The organism is Nocardia sp. NPDC058519 (genome assembly GCF_042719755.1).
In the GTDB taxonomy this organism is placed as follows: domain Bacteria; phylum Actinomycetota; class Actinomycetes; order Mycobacteriales; family Mycobacteriaceae; genus Nocardia.
Window position 1 is genome coordinate 42,606 of record NZ_JBHXNK010000021.1, and the last position, 15,061, is coordinate 57,666.

At 67.2% G+C, this 15,061-nt stretch carries 15 protein-coding genes; 8 read left to right on the forward strand and 7 right to left on the reverse strand.

Going from position 1 to position 15,061, the window contains the following annotated elements:
• Window positions 1-36: 36 nt before the first annotated feature.
• Both ACFWPK_RS22560 and ACFWPK_RS22565 read right to left on the reverse strand, forming a co-directional pair.
• Window positions 37-330 carry a hypothetical protein gene (locus ACFWPK_RS22560; protein WP_378918758.1) on the reverse strand — a complete coding sequence of 98 codons (294 nt, stop codon included), beginning with the start codon at window positions 328-330 and terminating at the stop codon, window positions 37-39.
• On the reverse strand, window positions 327-809 hold the full coding sequence (locus ACFWPK_RS22565) for a hypothetical protein (protein WP_378918760.1): 483 nt from the start codon (window positions 807-809) through the stop codon (window positions 327-329). Before ACFWPK_RS22565 ends, ACFWPK_RS22560 begins: the two co-directional genes overlap by 4 nt.
• A 43-nt stretch (window positions 810-852) precedes the next feature.
• Here ACFWPK_RS22565 and ACFWPK_RS22570 point away from each other — a divergent pair, with 43 nt between their 5' ends.
• The 3 genes from ACFWPK_RS22570 to ACFWPK_RS22580 all read left to right on the forward strand — a co-directional run bounded on the left by ACFWPK_RS22570 (window position 853) and on the right by ACFWPK_RS22580 (window position 5,217).
• Window positions 853-2,835, forward strand: coding sequence for a ComEC/Rec2 family competence protein (locus ACFWPK_RS22570; protein ID WP_378918924.1), 1,983 nt, complete (start codon window positions 853-855; stop codon window positions 2,833-2,835).
• A gap of 9 nt (window positions 2,836-2,844) precedes the next feature.
• Window positions 2,845-3,816: a DNA polymerase III subunit delta gene (gene holA, locus ACFWPK_RS22575; RefSeq protein WP_378918762.1), complete on the forward strand. Its 972-nt coding sequence runs from the start codon at window positions 2,845-2,847 to the stop codon at window positions 3,814-3,816.
• Between the two features lie 192 nt (window positions 3,817-4,008).
• A complete protein-coding gene (locus tag ACFWPK_RS22580; RefSeq protein WP_378918764.1) occupies window positions 4,009-5,217 on the forward strand; it encodes an LCP family protein in 1,209 nt (402 codons plus the stop codon).
• A gap of 17 nt (window positions 5,218-5,234) precedes the next feature.
• On the opposite strand, the gene ACFWPK_RS22585 is transcribed toward ACFWPK_RS22580, so the two are convergent.
• Entirely contained in the window at window positions 5,235-5,489 is a 255-nt protein-coding gene (locus ACFWPK_RS22585) for a hypothetical protein (RefSeq protein ID WP_378918766.1), read from the reverse strand.
• A gap of 110 nt (window positions 5,490-5,599) precedes the next feature.
• Window positions 5,600-5,860, reverse strand: coding sequence for a 30S ribosomal protein S20 (gene rpsT / locus ACFWPK_RS22590; protein WP_056821462.1), 261 nt, complete (start codon window positions 5,858-5,860; stop codon window positions 5,600-5,602).
• A gap of 309 nt (window positions 5,861-6,169) precedes the next feature.
• Between rpsT and ACFWPK_RS22595 the strand changes: the two genes are divergently transcribed.
• The 4 genes from ACFWPK_RS22595 to ACFWPK_RS22610 all read left to right on the forward strand — a co-directional run bounded on the left by ACFWPK_RS22595 (window position 6,170) and on the right by ACFWPK_RS22610 (window position 10,459).
• A complete protein-coding gene (locus ACFWPK_RS22595; protein WP_378918926.1) occupies window positions 6,170-7,795 on the forward strand; it encodes a circularly permuted type 2 ATP-grasp protein in 1,626 nt (541 codons plus the stop codon).
• A gap of 4 nt (window positions 7,796-7,799) precedes the next feature.
• Window positions 7,800-8,777 carry an alpha-E domain-containing protein gene (locus ACFWPK_RS22600; RefSeq protein ID WP_101463949.1) on the forward strand — a complete coding sequence of 326 codons (978 nt, stop codon included), beginning with the start codon at window positions 7,800-7,802 and terminating at the stop codon, window positions 8,775-8,777.
• Window positions 8,774-9,616: a transglutaminase domain-containing protein gene (locus ACFWPK_RS22605; protein WP_378918768.1), complete on the forward strand. Its 843-nt coding sequence runs from the start codon at window positions 8,774-8,776 to the stop codon at window positions 9,614-9,616. Before ACFWPK_RS22600 ends, ACFWPK_RS22605 begins: the two co-directional genes overlap by 4 nt.
• A 66-nt stretch (window positions 9,617-9,682) precedes the next feature.
• Window positions 9,683-10,459 (forward strand): aquaporin, encoded by a 777-nt coding sequence (locus ACFWPK_RS22610; protein ID WP_378918770.1) that lies wholly within the window; start codon window positions 9,683-9,685, stop codon window positions 10,457-10,459.
• 54 nt (window positions 10,460-10,513) lie between these two features.
• Here the strand turns inward: ACFWPK_RS22610 and ACFWPK_RS22615 are convergent, their stop codons facing one another.
• Window positions 10,514-11,065 carry a type II toxin-antitoxin system PemK/MazF family toxin gene (locus ACFWPK_RS22615; protein ID WP_101463946.1) on the reverse strand — a complete coding sequence of 184 codons (552 nt, stop codon included), beginning with the start codon at window positions 11,063-11,065 and terminating at the stop codon, window positions 10,514-10,516.
• A gap of 124 nt (window positions 11,066-11,189) precedes the next feature.
• Between ACFWPK_RS22615 and lepA the strand changes: the two genes are divergently transcribed.
• Window positions 11,190-13,064, forward strand: a complete 1,875-nt coding sequence (gene lepA, locus ACFWPK_RS22620; protein WP_378918772.1) for a translation elongation factor 4 — start codon at window positions 11,190-11,192, stop codon at window positions 13,062-13,064.
• 21 nt (window positions 13,065-13,085) lie between these two features.
• Here lepA and ACFWPK_RS22625 read toward each other — a convergent pair whose 3' ends face one another.
• Window positions 13,086-14,357, reverse strand: a complete 1,272-nt coding sequence (locus ACFWPK_RS22625) for an ATP-binding protein (protein ID WP_378918774.1) — start codon at window positions 14,355-14,357, stop codon at window positions 13,086-13,088.
• Entirely contained in the window at window positions 14,354-15,046 is a 693-nt protein-coding gene (locus ACFWPK_RS22630; RefSeq protein ID WP_378918776.1) for a response regulator transcription factor, read from the reverse strand. Before ACFWPK_RS22630 ends, ACFWPK_RS22625 begins: the two co-directional genes overlap by 4 nt.
• Between the last annotated feature and the right edge of the window lie 15 nt (window positions 15,047-15,061).

Genomic DNA, 15,061 nt, shown 5'->3' on the forward strand with positions numbered 1-15,061 from the left:
GGCCCGGCAGAGAAGTGGGGTCTACGCGCGCGGGTGCTAGACCCCTGCCCGCGACTCGCAGACGCCGACCATCGCCTGGACGCTCTCGAAGCGGTCGACGGGAAGGTCGCGGCAGCCGTGCTCACCCCAGACCTGGAAATGGAGCAGGCCGCCCGCGGCCCAGCTCCATCGACCGATCTCGATTGTCGCGCCGCCGCGCAGCGTCAGCGTGGCCGACCCGTCACAGTCGGAGAAATGCCGGCGGGTGATGGTGCCAGGTCGGCACAGGGCGATCGTCGCGGCGGCCAGAGCCTGCGGGGTGAGGGTCGCGGACTGGGTGGGGGCGGTCATCGCGCATCACCCATGGATGTCGGCGGGTAGTAGACCCGCAGCGAGGTCTCACCCAGCGCGTTCAGCGCCATCTGCTCGGCGAGGACATCGCAAACGTCCGGGCCGACTTCCGACGGGTCGACACCTTCGATGATCGGCATGGTGTACCGGTCGAAAGATCGCGCATCGCCCATGGCGTCGGCCCACTTCTCGCACATCTCGGCCACCTTGGCGGCCGCAGCGTCGCGGTCGGCGGGCAGCTCCTCGTCGATGACGACGGCGAGTTCTCCGGGCTGCGGAAGGTCAGCGTTGTGGGTGACGACTGACCACCGGAGGCTGCCCTGCTCGCGGGTGATGGTGATCGCGTAGCCGCTGCGCAGCTCGAGCTCGGCGGACTCGTCGCTCCATTCGCGACCTTTGGTGATAATGCCGGGTGGACAAAGCCCTTCGGCCGCGACGGCCAGGCGGGCGGGGGTGAGGGGAGGTTCGGTGGTGGTCATGGAGACGGCCTTTGGTTGGAGTGAGGAATATCCCTAACCAACCATCAGTGGGGCAAACTTCACGATTCTGTTGACAGCCCTGCTGGCGCTCACCCGACTGCTCACGGCAGGCCCGCGGACCAGTGCTGCTGCGGCGGCGGGAGTCGTCGCACTGTTCGTCGTCATCGCGCGTCCAGACCCGAGTGTGCTGCGCGCGGCGGCGATGGGCTCGGTGACAGTGCTGGCCCTGCTCACCGGACGACGCAGGCAGGCGCTACCGGCGCTGTGCGCGGCAGTGATCGGATTGCTCGCCGTCGCACCGCAATTGGCGGTGAGCGCGGGATTCGCATTGTCTGTGCTCGCCACGGCGGGACTGATCTTGCTCGCGCCCTGCTGGGCGGACTGGTTGCGAGCGCGCGGATGGTGGCGCGCACCCGCGGAGATCGTCGCGGTGTCGGCGGCCGCGTTCGTCGTCACGTTGCCGCTGATGGTCGCCCTGTCGGGGAAGGTGAGCCTGGTGGCGATCGTGGCGAATGCGCTCGTCGCGCCGGTGGTGGGGCTGATCACAGTGATCGGTGCGGTGGGCGCGGTCGTGGCGTGCATGTGGGTTGATGGTGCGGTGTGGGTGCTCTGGTGTGCCCGCCCACCGATGTGGTGGTTGCTCGGCGTCGCCGATCGCGCTGCCGCGGTGCCGGGCGCCACTGTGACGGTGCCGGGAGGCGCGGTCGGGGGAGCGGTCGCGGCAGTGGTCGTCGTTGCCGTCGTGGCGGCCTTGCGTTGGCAGCACACCCGCAGATACCTCGCCGTCACGGCGTTGGCTGTGTCGATAGTGCTGCTCCCGGTGCGCTTCTTACAACCGGGTTGGCCGCCACCGGGTTGGGTGCTCGCGATGTGCGACGTAGGCCAGGGCGATGGTTTGGCCTTGTCGGTTGCTCCTGGTGCCGCGGTCGTCATAGATGTCGGTCCCGACCCTCGCCCGATGCGTGCCTGCCTGGACCGCCTGAGAATCACCCACATCCCCCTGCTCGTCCTCTCCCACCCCCACGCCGACCACATCAACGGCCTCACAGGCGCCCTCCGCGGCCGCACCGTCGACGCGATAGCCACTGCCCCAGGCGAACTCCGCCCAGCTATCGCCCACACCTGTGCCGTCGCAAGCCGAACCCACGAGTCGGTCTCGGTGCCGACACCGCCGAACCTCACGGCGGCAACCGGAACTCCCTCGCACTCGGCGACACCGGCCGTGCCACGGGAACTGGAACCGACGGCAGCCTCACATCCGGTGGAGCGATCGTCAGTTGTGGGCGCTGACGCGCGGCCGAGGACGGGAGGTGATCAGGTCGTGTGCCAGAGTGGGACCCCCGGGGAAAGGTTGGCTACGGGCGAAACCCGGTCAACGGACCACGGTGTTGCCCAGCGGGAATCGCATGGCCATAGTGACGACACCGGTGGAGTCGAGCGGGTGGCGGAACTCGCTGGCGCGGCCGGTATTCCGCTGATGGAACTCCACGCGGGGCATGAAATGACCTTCGGGACAGTCGGATTACGTGTGCTCGCCCCGAGTCGGGAGGTGCCGACGTCATTGGCGGCCGATGAGGCCAACGATCGGTCGCTGGTGATGCGGGCTCGTACTCCGGCCGGGACGATCCTGTTCACCGGTGACATCGAGGCACAGGCGCAGGGGCGGCTGCTGCGCGAAGGCGATGTCCGGGCGGACATTCTCAAGGTGCCGCATCACGGATCTCGCACCACCACACCCGAATTCCTGCGTGCCGTCGGTCCGCGCCTGGCATTGGTCAGTGCCGGGTCGGGCAACACCTTCGGGCATCCGCACCCCACGGTGACCACCGCCTTGGCCGCGCTCGGCACATCCGTGGCCCGGACCGACCTCGATGGTGATGTCGTGGTCGTGGGTACCGCCGCTGACCTACGGACTGTCACCTCCCGTCGACGCGCACCACAGACCCGTGACTCGATGGCGAGGGCACGGTCGCAGGGTAAGGCGCCGGGTGTGGCGCGTGTCCCGGTTGTCGGTGGGCGTACGTAGGATCGGCTGGTGAGCGAACGCCCTGCCTCGGTACATCTGGTCCTCGGAGACGAGGAACTGCTGGTCGAACGCGCGGTTGCGAAGGTGACCGCGCAGGTGCGGGCCTGTGCGCCCGATCCGGATTCGGTGCCCGTCGATCGATTGCGCGCCGGTGACGCGAGCACTGCCGAGCTGGCCGAGTTGCTCAGTCCGTCGCTGTTCGCCGAAGACCGGGTGATCGTGCTCGAGTCGGCGTCGGAAGCGGGCAAGGACGCGGTCGCGGTGATCACCGAGGCCGCGGCCGATCCGCCCGACGGTGTGGTGCTGATGGTGCTGCATTCGGGCGGTGGGCGGGCCAAGGCGCTGGCACCCGCGCTGCAGAAGAAGGGCGCGACCGTCCACGAGTGCACCAAGCTCAACAAGGGCGCCGAGCGGGTGGAGTTCGTACGGGGCGAATTCCGGTCCCTCGGGGTCAAGGTGCCGACCGAAGTCGTTCAGGTCCTGCTCGAATCCGTCGGTTCCGAACTGCGCGAATTGGCCGCCGCCTGTTCACAATTGGTGTCCGACACCGGTGGCAAGGTCGACGCGAACGCGGTCCGTCGCTACTACTCCGGCCGAGCCGAGGTCACCGGCTTCGACGTTGCCGACCTCGCCGTCGCGGGCGACCGCCCCGGCGCGATGGAGGCACTGCGCTGGGCCACCGACCGCGGTGTTCCACACGTCCTGCTGGCCGACGCCCTCGCCGACTCCGTCCACACCATCGCCAAAGTCGGCTCGGCAGGCCGCGGCGATCCGTTCGCCCTCGCCCAGAAACTGGGCATGCCCCCCTGGAAGATCAAGAAAGCCCAGGCCCAGGCCCGCGGCTGGAACCCCACCACCATCGGCACCGCCCTGCAGGTAGTCGCTACCCTCAACGCCGATGTCAAGGGCGGCGCCGCCGACGCCACCTACGCCGTAGAACACGCCCTCGCCCGCATCCTGGACCTTCGCGCCACCGGCTGAACCGACCTCGGTACCCGTCCCCACTGATCAGGCGCGCCGCACCGCCATCCAATCGGGATCGAATCGCGATGTCTGTTCGCTGTCGCGGCTGGCACAGTTGATCATGAGATGGTTGAGCCGAGTGGTAGCCGGGATGGAAAAGGCGGGCGCGGTCGACGCGGTCGGGGCTCGGCGGGGGAAACAGCGCGGCAGGTGGTGAAGGTTGTCGCGGCGGTGTTGTCGGCCGCGGTGGTGATGGTGACGGCGTACGGGTGGTCGACGGCGGGGAGTTTCGATGCGGGGTTCTTGCGGTCGCGCGCGATCGGTGACGACGCACCGCATTCACTCGGGGGCGATCTCAATATCTTGCTGATCGGGTTGGATACCCGGCGCGATCAGAACGGCAACGAACTGCCGGCCGAGGTCCTCGACCAACTGCACGCGGGCGACGGTGACGAAGGCGGGTACAACGCCAATACCCTGATCCTGGTGCACATTCCGGCCGCGATGAACAAGATCGTCGCGGTGTCGATTCCCCGTGACGACTACGTGCCGGTCACCGGCATCCCGGGCTACACCCACGCCAAGATCAAGGAGGCGTACGGGTTGAAGAAGGCCGCCGTGCAGGACCAGCTGATCGCGCGGGGCATCACCGACAAGCGGAAGCTGGAACAGGCGGGCAGGGAGGCCGGGCGAGCCTCGACCGTGGCCGCGGTCCGGGATCTGACGGGGGTACCGATCGACAGGTTCGCCGAGGTCACCCTGGCGGGCTTCTACGATCTGGCCGCCGCGCTGGGCGGCGTGGAAGTCTGCTTGAACAAGCCGGTGAAGGACTCGGAGTTCTCCGGCGCCGATTTCCCCGCGGGCCGCCAGCAGCTCGATCCGGCACAGGCGCTGGCCTTCGTCCGGCAACGGCACGGGCTGGAGAACGGCGATCTGGACCGCACCCACCGTCAGCAGGCGTTCCTGACTTCGGTAGCCCGACAGCTACGTAGCGCGGGCACGTTCACCGACCCGGGCAAGCTCTCGGCGCTGATGGATGTGGCGCATCGCAATATCGTGCTGTCGGACGGCTGGAACATGACCGAATTCGTCCGCACTCTCGGTACCGCCGACGATCCGCAGGTCGAGTTCCGCACCCTGCCGGTGCTGCGCTACGACGTGATCAACGGCCAGGACGTGAACATCGTCGACCGGTCCGCGATCCGCCGCGAGATCGCCGCGGCCTTCGGGATGCCGGTGCCGACCGCCACCACGACCGAGCGCACTGGACAACGCACGGAACCGCCGGCCGCCTGGTCGTCGGAGTCGACCGCGGGCGCTTGGCGGACCAGCACGACCACATCCGAGCCGAAGACTCCTGACGCGGGCACGCCGGTCCGCAGCGACATCACCTCGGGGCAGGTGCCCTGCGTGAATTGAACTACTCGTGAATTGAGCTACTCGCCGGCGACGACGAGCGAGATGTCCACATCCTCGTCGTCGTCGAGGTCGTCGTAGCGTCCCTCCCACTCGTCGTAGAGGGGAACCTCGTCCTCACGGGTGACAATCCACGCGGCGCCGTAACCACCGTCCTCGTCGGGCACCATCACATTTTCGACTTTGAGACCGATGCCCAGGATCTCCGCCGCGCGGATCACCTCGGCCAGGTCGTCGCCTCGTACCACCGTCTGATTCGCGTACACCGTCAACATGGCGCGAATGGTAGCCGGTGGAAGGGAACGACAAAAGCCGCCGTGGTCATCGAGGCCACGGCGGCTGCGTCTTGCGAAGTACTACCAGCGAGCACCAGGCTCGCCGACGATCAGATCTTGTTCAGAGCCAGCGCGAGCGCGGACTTCTTGTTGGCCGCCTGGTTGGCGTGGATGACGCCCTTGGACGCGGCCTTGTCGAGCTTGCGGCTCGCGAACTGCAGCTGCTCAGCAGCCTTTTCCTTGTCACCGCTGGAGGCAGCTTCACGGAAGTTGCGGATCGCGGTGCGCAGCGCGGACTTGACCGACTGGTTGCGCTTGCGCGCTTCCTCGTTGGTACGGATCCGCTTCATCTGGGACTTGATGTTGGCCACGCCTGTATCCTCTGGTTTCCTGTCGCTGGGTGGTATTCCTTGAAAGCTCGTCGGGCGCGCGCCCACGATGCAGCAGGTGGTGCTGAACTACGGGTAACACCGCGCCGAAGATCGAGGTTACCAGCTCGGCACCCCCCGGCGAAATCGGCCCTCGATCCACCGGATCGGGGAGACGGCGCCGATTTCACCCGTTTCAGGTGATGCAAAGAATTTACCTGTGTCACACACGACGCTGCTCCCGGGTGATGCACAGTTTTTGTCATGACCTCCACCACTGCGCCGGGTACGGCTCGATCTGCATCACCGGCGATGGTGAGAACGAACGGACATCCGGCAGCCACGCACACCGGATTGTTCGAGGGGTACGGCCCCGGCCGCTTCGCCGACGCGTTCGACGAGATGTTCGACGGGTCGGGAAAAGTGCGGGCGCCCTACAAGGGTATCCATGCCGCGATGGCGGCCAATGACGTCGATGACCTGGCCAAACGATCGGACGCACTGGACCGCGCGTTCATCGACCAGGGCATCACCTTCTCCCTCTCGGGTCAGGAGCGGCCCTTTCCGCTGGATCTGGTGCCGCGGGTGATCGCCGCCGCGGAGTGGGCCAAGCTCGAACGCGGGATCAAACAGCGGGTCACCGCGATGGAGCTGTTCCTGGCCGACGTCTACGGCGAACAGAACATTCTGCGTGATCAGGTGATCCCCAAGCGGCTGGTCACCTCGTGCGAACACTTCCATCGCGAGGCCGCCGGGCTGGTACCGCCCAACGGTGTACGCATCCACGTCTCCGGCATCGACCTGGTCCGCGACGAAAAAGGCGACTTCCGGGTGCTGGAGGACAATCTGCGCTCGCCGTCGGGAGTGTCCTATGTGATGGAGAACCGGCGCACGATGGCCAGGGTCTTCCCCGATCTGTTCTCCTCGCACCGGGTGCGCGCGGTGGGCGACTATCCGGGCCACCTGCTGCGCGCGCTGCGGGCCTCGGCGGCGCCCAACGAGGTCGACCCGACCGTGGTGGTGCTCACGCCGGGCGTGCACAACTCCGCCTACTTCGAGCATTCCCTGCTGGCCAGGCAGATGGGCGTCGAACTGGTGGAGGGTCGCGACCTGTTCTGCCGTGACAACGTCGTCTATATGCGGACGACGGCGGGCGAGCGTCAGGTCGACGTGATCTACCGGCGCATCGACGACACCTTCCTCGACCCGATGCACTTCCGCCCCGACTCCGTGCTCGGCGTCGCCGGGGTGCTCAACGCCGCTCGCGCGGGCAATGTGGTGATCTCGAGCGCCGTCGGCAACGGCGTCGGCGACGACAAGCTCATCTACACCTACGTGCCCAAGATCATCGAGTACTACCTCGGCGAGAAGCCGATCCTGCCCAATGTCGACACCTTCCGCTGCTGGCTCGACGACGAACGCGAGGAAGTGCTCGATCGGGTCGGCGAACTGGTGGTCAAACCGGTCGAGGGTTCCGGTGGCTACGGCATCGTGATCGGGCCCGACGCCTCACCGCGCGAGCTGGAGGCGATCAAGCGCAAGATCAAGGCCGACCCGCGTGGCTGGATCGCGCAGCCGGTGGTGCAGCTCTCGACGGTGCCCACCAAGATCGGTGACGATCTCGCGCCCCGCCACGTGGACCTGCGCCCGTTCGCGGTCAACGACGGCGACGACATCTGGGTGCTGCCCGGCGGTCTCACCCGGGTCGCGTTGCCGGAGGGCTCGCTGGTGGTGAACTCCAGCCAGGGCGGCGGCAGCAAGGACACCTGGGTGCTGGCCGGGCGCGCGGGGTCGGTCGACCGGGAACTGGCCGGACCCGAACTCGTCAGCGAACCGCCGCAAGCGGATTCGTTCGAACTCGGTCGCGAACTCAGCACGCCGCAGGCCAACCAGCAACAGCAGCAACAACAGCAGACACAGCGGCTGATCGGGGAATAGAGACATGCTTGCTCGAAACGCCGAATCCCTCTACTGGATCGGCCGATACGTCGAGCGCGCCGACGACACAGCGCGCATCCTTGACGTGGCAGTGCACCAACTGCTCGAAGACGCCACTGTCGACGCGGACCGCACCTCCCGCGTGCTGTTGAAGGTGCTCGGGATCGAACCGCCCGAGGGCCTGCGCCTCGACGTGTGGTCGGTCACCGATCTCGTCGCCTACAGCCACGACCACGGCGTCTCGATCAGTGACTCCATCACCAAGGCCCGCGAGAATGCCCGCGGCGCACGCGAAGTCACCTCGAGCGAGATGTGGGAGTGCCTCAATGCCACCTACAACGGCATGGCCGCGGCCGAGCGGGCGGCACGTGGCCTCGGTCCGCACGAGTTCTTCTCCTACATCAAGGGGCGGGCGGCGATGTTCACCGGACTGACCGACTCGACCCTGAGTCGCGACGACGGCTACCGCTTCCTGCTGCTCGGCCGCTCCATCGAACGCGTCGACATGATGGTGCGGCTGCTGCTCTCGCGTGCCGGTGACAAGACCTCCTCGCCCGCCTGGGTGACGGTGCTGCGCTCGGCGGGCGCGCACGACACCTACCTGCGCACCCATCGCGGTGCCCTCGACGCCGCCAGGGTCGCCGAGTTCATCCTGATCGACCGCCTGTTCCCGCGGTCGGTGTTCCACACGCTGCGGGTCGCCGAGGCCTGCCTGACCGAGCTCGATCAGCGACCCGGCAGCCGCGTCGGCGCGCGGCACGAGGCGCAACGGGTGCTCGGACGCGCACGCAGCGAACTCGAATTCCTGCCGCCGGGAGTGTTGTTGGAAGATCTGCAGAGCCGCCTGCTCGCTCTGCAGAAATCGTGCCGTGAGCTCAGTGAAGCCGTGTCACGCCAGTACTTTCACGCCGCCCCGTGGGTGGCGTGGACCGACGTGCGCAGCAAGCAGGACAGCCGCGTGCAGGTAGAGGGAGAGCTATGAGTTGGCGGATCAGGGTGGTGCACACCACCGGTTATGTCTACGACGCGCCGGTGACGCGATCGTTCAACGAGGCCAGGCTCACCCCGCGCGCCGACAGCAGACAGAACGTGATCCTCAATCGCGTCGAAACCGTGCCCGCCACAAGGGCTTATCGCTATACCGACTACTGGGGTACCGCGGTCACGGCTTTCGATCTGCACGCACCGCACACCGAACTCGAGGTGACCGGGTCCTCGGTGGTGGAGACCGAACCGTTCGCCGAACCGGCCGAGGAACTGAGTTGGGACGAGCTGCAGGGCGGGCGTGTCATCGACCGGTTCGACGAGATGCTCAGCCCCACCGCCTATGTGCCGCGCGATCGCAAGCTGGCGACCGTGGCGCGCCAGCTCTCGCGCGGTGAGGAGCCGGCCAAGGCGGTGGTGCGCGCGGCCGAGTGGGTGCACAAGGAAATGGACTACATCGCGGGCACGACCTCGGTGCACACCTCCGCGTTGCAGGCCTTCGCCGAGCGTCGTGGCGTGTGCCAGGACTACGCCCACCTGACGCTGGTGTTGTTGCGCAGCATGGGAATTCCCAGTCGCTACGTGTCCGGCTACCTGCATCCGAAGCCGGGCGCGGAGATCGGCGAGACGGTGGCGGGCCAGTCGCACGCGTGGATCGAGGCATGGACCGGACAGTGGTGGGGATATGACCCGACCAACAATCTCGCCGTCAACGAACAGCACGTGTCGGTCGGTGTCGGACGTGACTACGCCGATGTGCCGCCGTTGAAAGGTGTGTTCTCCGGCGGCGGCTCGACAGACCTGGAGGTCGTTGTGGAGGTCACCCGCCTCGCGTAATGTCCGAGAGGCTCGTGCGGACCCCGCTCGCCGCGGGGATGATTCCTCCCGGAGAGGTGGCAGCCGATGTCTCCCACTGCACAGGAACTCGTCGAAATCGAAGTAGTCCCCGAGCCGAAGAAGTGGGCGGCGGAGGGGCTCGGCACTTTCATCCTCGTGATGTGTGGCGTCGGCACGATGGTGCTGGCGGGCGATCGGGTAGGCGCGCTCGGCGTCGCCTTCGCCTTCGGGCTGTCGCTGATGTTTCTGGTCTACGCGATCGGGCCGATCTCGGGCTGCCATGTCAATCCAGCTGTCACGCTCGGGCACATGTTGCTCGGGCGGATCAGTGCGATCGGCGCGGTCGGCTATGTGATCGCCCAGTTGGTCGGCGCGTTCCTCGCCGGACTGGTGCTGTTCGCGCTGGCCAACAATCTGCCCGCCTACGACCGCCCGGTCGACGGCCTCGGCGCCAACGGCTGGGGTGCGCACAGCCCGTCGGCGGTGACGGGGCCCCTCGGTGAGGTCGTGGTGCAGAACGGGTACGGCTTGGCGGCCACCATCATCATCGAGGTGATGCTCACCGCGCTGCTGGTGTTCGTGGTGCTCGCCTCGACCGATCAGATCTCCGACGTGCCGCTGGCCGGGCTCTCGATCGGCGTCACTCTCACGGTGATCTACCTGGTGTCGCTGCCGATCGACAACACCTCGGTGAACCCGGCGCGCAGCCTTGGCGTCGCGCCGTATCAGGACGGTGCGATGGCGCAGGTGTGGGCGTTCATCGTGTTCCCGCTGATCGGCGGGGCGCTGGGGGCACTGCTCTACGGCCTGATCTTCGGCCGGTCCAAGGACGTGCACTCCTAGCTACGAACCATCGAACCCCGATCCGGTGTCCCCGGGTCGGGGTTCGATTGTCGTTCAGCTCCAGCTGTATTCGGCGACCAGGCGGTGCGCGACCAGGTCGAAGGTCTTGCGCTCGACGATGGCGCCCTCGCGCCGGATGCCGTCCTCCGGCACGTCGAGCACCCGGTCCAGCCGCACCCAGCTGGGCCTGCCGTCGTGATCCCACGGCCCGGTGCCGATCCCGACCCAGTTGTGGTCGTGGGCGCGGTCGGCCTTGGACGACAGCATCAGTCCGAGCAGGGTCTTGCGGTCGCGTCCCACCACCAATACCGGCCGGTCCTTGCCATTGGTCGGGTCTTCTTCGAACGGCACCCAGGTCCAGACGATCTCGCCGGGGTCGGCGCGCCCGTCGAGTTGCGGGCAGTAGACGATCTGGCGGGCGCGATGAGCCGTCGGCACGGGTGTCGAGGCCGTCGGGCGCACCGCGACGGCGGGTCCGGGCTTGGTCGCCAGTGCGTCCACCAGTTTCTCGAGCAGTCGCGGCCCCTGCTTGCGCACGATCTTGGGCCCCTGCTCCTTGGCGATGACGCCGAGCTGCTTGCCGAGACTGTTCCAACTGCTGGCCATCTGTGAAATATAACGCCGACTCGCACTTCGGTGCACCGGTGACAGGGGTGGGGCGGGGTGAAATGGGTCGTCTACTTGCGGTCGGGTGCACCGGTGGCACGGGTGGGCCTGGGTGCATGGGACGATGGGCGCAGTTCGCCGATACCCCTCGAGGAGTGGAGTGGCTTCCAGTTTTGCCGATACGACGTTCACCGATCCGTCCCGGATCCGGAACTTCTGCATCATCGCCCACATCGACCATGGCAAATCGACCCTGGCCGATCGGATGTTGCAGCTGACCGGTGTGGTCGAGGAGCGGGCCATGCGCGCCCAGTACCTGGACAGGATGGACATCGAGCGCGAGCGCGGCATCACGATCAAGGCGCAGAACGTGCGGTTGCCGTGGCCGGTCGACGGCACCGAGTACGTGTTGCACATGATCGATACTCCGGGCCACGTCGACTTCACCTATGAGGTCTCCCGCGCGCTCGAGGCCTGTGAGGGTGCGATCCTGCTGGTCGATGCCGCGCAGGGCATCGAGGCGCAGACCCTCGCGAATCTGTATCTGGCGCTGGAGAAGGATCTGACGATCATTCCCGTGCTGAACAAGATCGACCTGCCCGCCGCCGATCCCGATCGGTATGCGGCCGAGATCGCCCACATCGTCGGCTGCGAGCCGGACGACGTGCTGCGGGTCTCGGGCAAGACCGGTGTCGGCGTGCGAGAACTGCTGGACAAGGTGATCGAGGCCGTTCCCTCTCCTGTCGGCGACGCCGACGCACCCGCTCGCGCGATGATCTTCGACTCGGTCTATGACACCTACCGCGGCGTGGTCACCTACATCCGCGTGGTCGACGGCAAGATCTCCCCGCGCGAGAAGATCAAGATGATGTCGACGGGTGCGACCCACGAGTTGCTCGAGGTCGGCATCGTCTCGCCCGAACCCAAGGCCACCCAGGGGCTCGGCGTCGGCGAGGTCGGCTACCTGATCACCGGCGTGAAGGACGTGCGCCAGTCGAAGGTCGGCGATACCGTCACCAGCGCCCGCAACGGCGCTGCCGAGGCGCTCACCGGCTACCGCGAGCCGCGCCCGATGGTGTACTCGGGTCTGTACCCGGTCGACGGATCCGACTACCCGGATCTGCGTGACGCACTGGACAAGCTGCAGCTCAACGATGCCGCGCTCACCTACGAGCCGGAAACCTCGGTGGCGCTCGGTTTCGGTTTCCGCTGTGGCTTCCTCGGTCTGCTGCACATGGAGATCACCCGCGAACGGTTGCAGCGCGAGTTCGATCTGGAGCTCATCTCGACCGCGCCCAACGTGGTGTACCGGGTCGAGATGGAAGACGGCACCGAGCATGTCGTCACCAACCCGTCGTACTGGCCGGAGGGTAAGTCGCGGCACGTGTACGAACCCATCGTGAAGTGCACCGTCATCTCGCCGAGTGAGTTCATCGGCTCGATCATGGAGCTGTGTCAGCAGCGTCGCGGCGAGCTGGGCGGCATGGACTACCTGTCCGAGACCCGCGTCGAGCTGCGCTACACCATGCCGATGGCCGAGATCATCTTCGACTTCTTCGACCTGCTGAAGTCGCGCACTCGCGGCTACGCCAGCCTCGATTACGAAGAGGCGGGCGAGCAGGAAGCCGATCTGGTGAAGGTCGACATCCTGCTGCAGGGCGAGGCCGTCGACGCGTTCAGCGCGATCGTGCACCGCGACGCCGCGCAGGCCTACGGCCACAAGATGACGACCAAGCTGCGCGAGCTGATCCCGCGTCAGCAGTTCGAGGTGCCGATCCAGGCCGCGATCGGCGCGAAGATCATTGCCCGCGAGAACATTCGGGCGATCCGCAAGGACGTGCTCGCCAAGTGCTACGGCGGCGATATCAGCCGTAAGCGCAAGCTCCTCGAAAAGCAGAAGGAGGGCAAGAAGCGCATGAAGACCATCGGTCGCGTGGAGGTCCCTCAGGAAGCCTTCGTGGCGGCACTGTCCTCGGATTCGGACAAGCCGAAGAAGTAGGGCAAGCCCCAGAACGACAGCTCAGGCGCCGGTGCTCACCGGCGCCTGAGCTATTTCCACCCGCAGACGGACGCCGCCCAGTGGGCTCCGGTCGAGTCCGGCTGTGCCGGAATGCAATTCGGCCTGCTGGCGGACCAGTGCGAGGCCGAGACCGGAGCCGGGGGAGCCCGGTCGTTTGGCGAATCGGTCGAAAGCGGTGGGGGACAGGTGGTCCGGAATGCCCGCGCCGTTGTCGTCGATGGTGATCTCGGCGCCGGTGCCGGTGGCCCGCGCGGCGACGATGACCTCGGTGGCGTGCCCGTGCAGGACCGCGTTGGCGACGGCGTTGGTCACGATCAGCATGATCCCGCCGGGCAACCCGTGTACCGGGACCGGGTCGCACGCGGTGAGCGTGACGTCGACGCCGGGATTCGCGCGGCGCGCGTTCTGCACCGCGCGATCGAGGGTTTCGCACAGTTCGAACGGTTCGAACGCGCCCTGATCCGTCAGCTCGCCCACGGCGAGACGTTCCAGATCGGTGAGGGTGCGCTCGATCTGGCCCTCGGCGGCCAGCACGTCGGCCAGGACGGCGCCGCGCTGGTCGGCGGGCAATTCGGTGCCCGCGAGCACCTGGAGGTCGGTGCGCATGGCGGTGAGCGGGGTGCGTAGTTCGTGGGCGCAGACGGCGGCGAAGTCGCGGGCACTGGCCAGCGCCTGCCGTGTCTCGCCGTGCGCGGTCTCGAGACGCGCCAGCATCCGGTTGATCGCGTCGGAGAGTTCTTCGGCTTCCTTGGCGCCACGTCCCGACAGCGGTGGCAACTCGTCGAGTGTGTCGATTTCGTGGGTGGCGGTGGCCAGCCTGCGCAGGGGTCTGGCGGCGAATCCGGCCAGTATCCAACCCAAGACGGCGGCGACGATCACCCCGGCCACCCCGATGGCGAGTCCGATCAGCTGGCTGCGGGTGATGGCGGCATCGACGAGTTCGCGATCGGGGTCGAGCCGGACCACCAGCCCCGGCGCGCCTTGCACCTGCGCCAGTGACTCGTTCGCGGGTATGCCGGGGACCACGATCGTGCGTTCACGAGGGATGGGCGGTGCGAGGACCGGAGGCCCTGGTACCGCAGGAGCCCCGGGATCACCGTCGAACCGTTGCGCGACCTGCACCCGCATGCTGGACACGGTCTGATCGAGCTGGCTGGTACCCGCCACCTTCAGCAGCGCGCCGTAGGTCAGGCCGAGGGTGACCGCCACGATCGCGGCGACCACGGCCGATACCAGCGCCACCCGGACCCGCAGCGACCACGAGGCCTTCACGGCTGATCCCGCAGCACGAACCCGACCCCGCGGACGGTGTGCACCACCCGTGCGACACCGTCGGCCTCCAGTTTGCGTCGCAGATACGAGACGAACACATCGACCACATTGGTGTCGGTGCTGAAGTCGTAACCCCAGACGGCAGACAGGATCTGCTCACGCCCGAGCACGACCCCGGCATTGCGGGCCAGCATGGCCAGCAGCTCGAATTCCCGTTTGGTGAGGTCGACCGGCGCCGAACCGGCGTGCACCCGATGCCCGGTCAGATCGATCACCACCTGGCCGACCTGGATCGTGTCGGTCGTGGCGACGGCGGTTACCGGCCTGCGCCGCAACAGTGCGCGCAGCCGCGCGACCAACTCGCCCAGATCGAACGGTTTGGTCAGGTAGTCGTCGGCGCCGCGCTCGAGCGCCGCGATCCGGTCGGTGACCGCGCTGCGCGCGCTGAGTACGCAGATGGGGATGTCGTTGCCCATCGCGCGCAGCGCGGTGACCACGCCGACACCGTCGAGTTCCGGCATGTTCACATCGAGCACCATGGCGTCGGGTGCGGCCGAACCCACCAGGGAGAGTGCACGGGCGCCGTCGGGTGCGGTGATCACCTCGAAGCCCGAGAGTTCGAGGCCGCGCCGCAGCGACGCGAGCACGCGGACCTCGTCGTCGACGACCAAGATCTGCTGTCCCGTCATGCACTCACCCTAGTG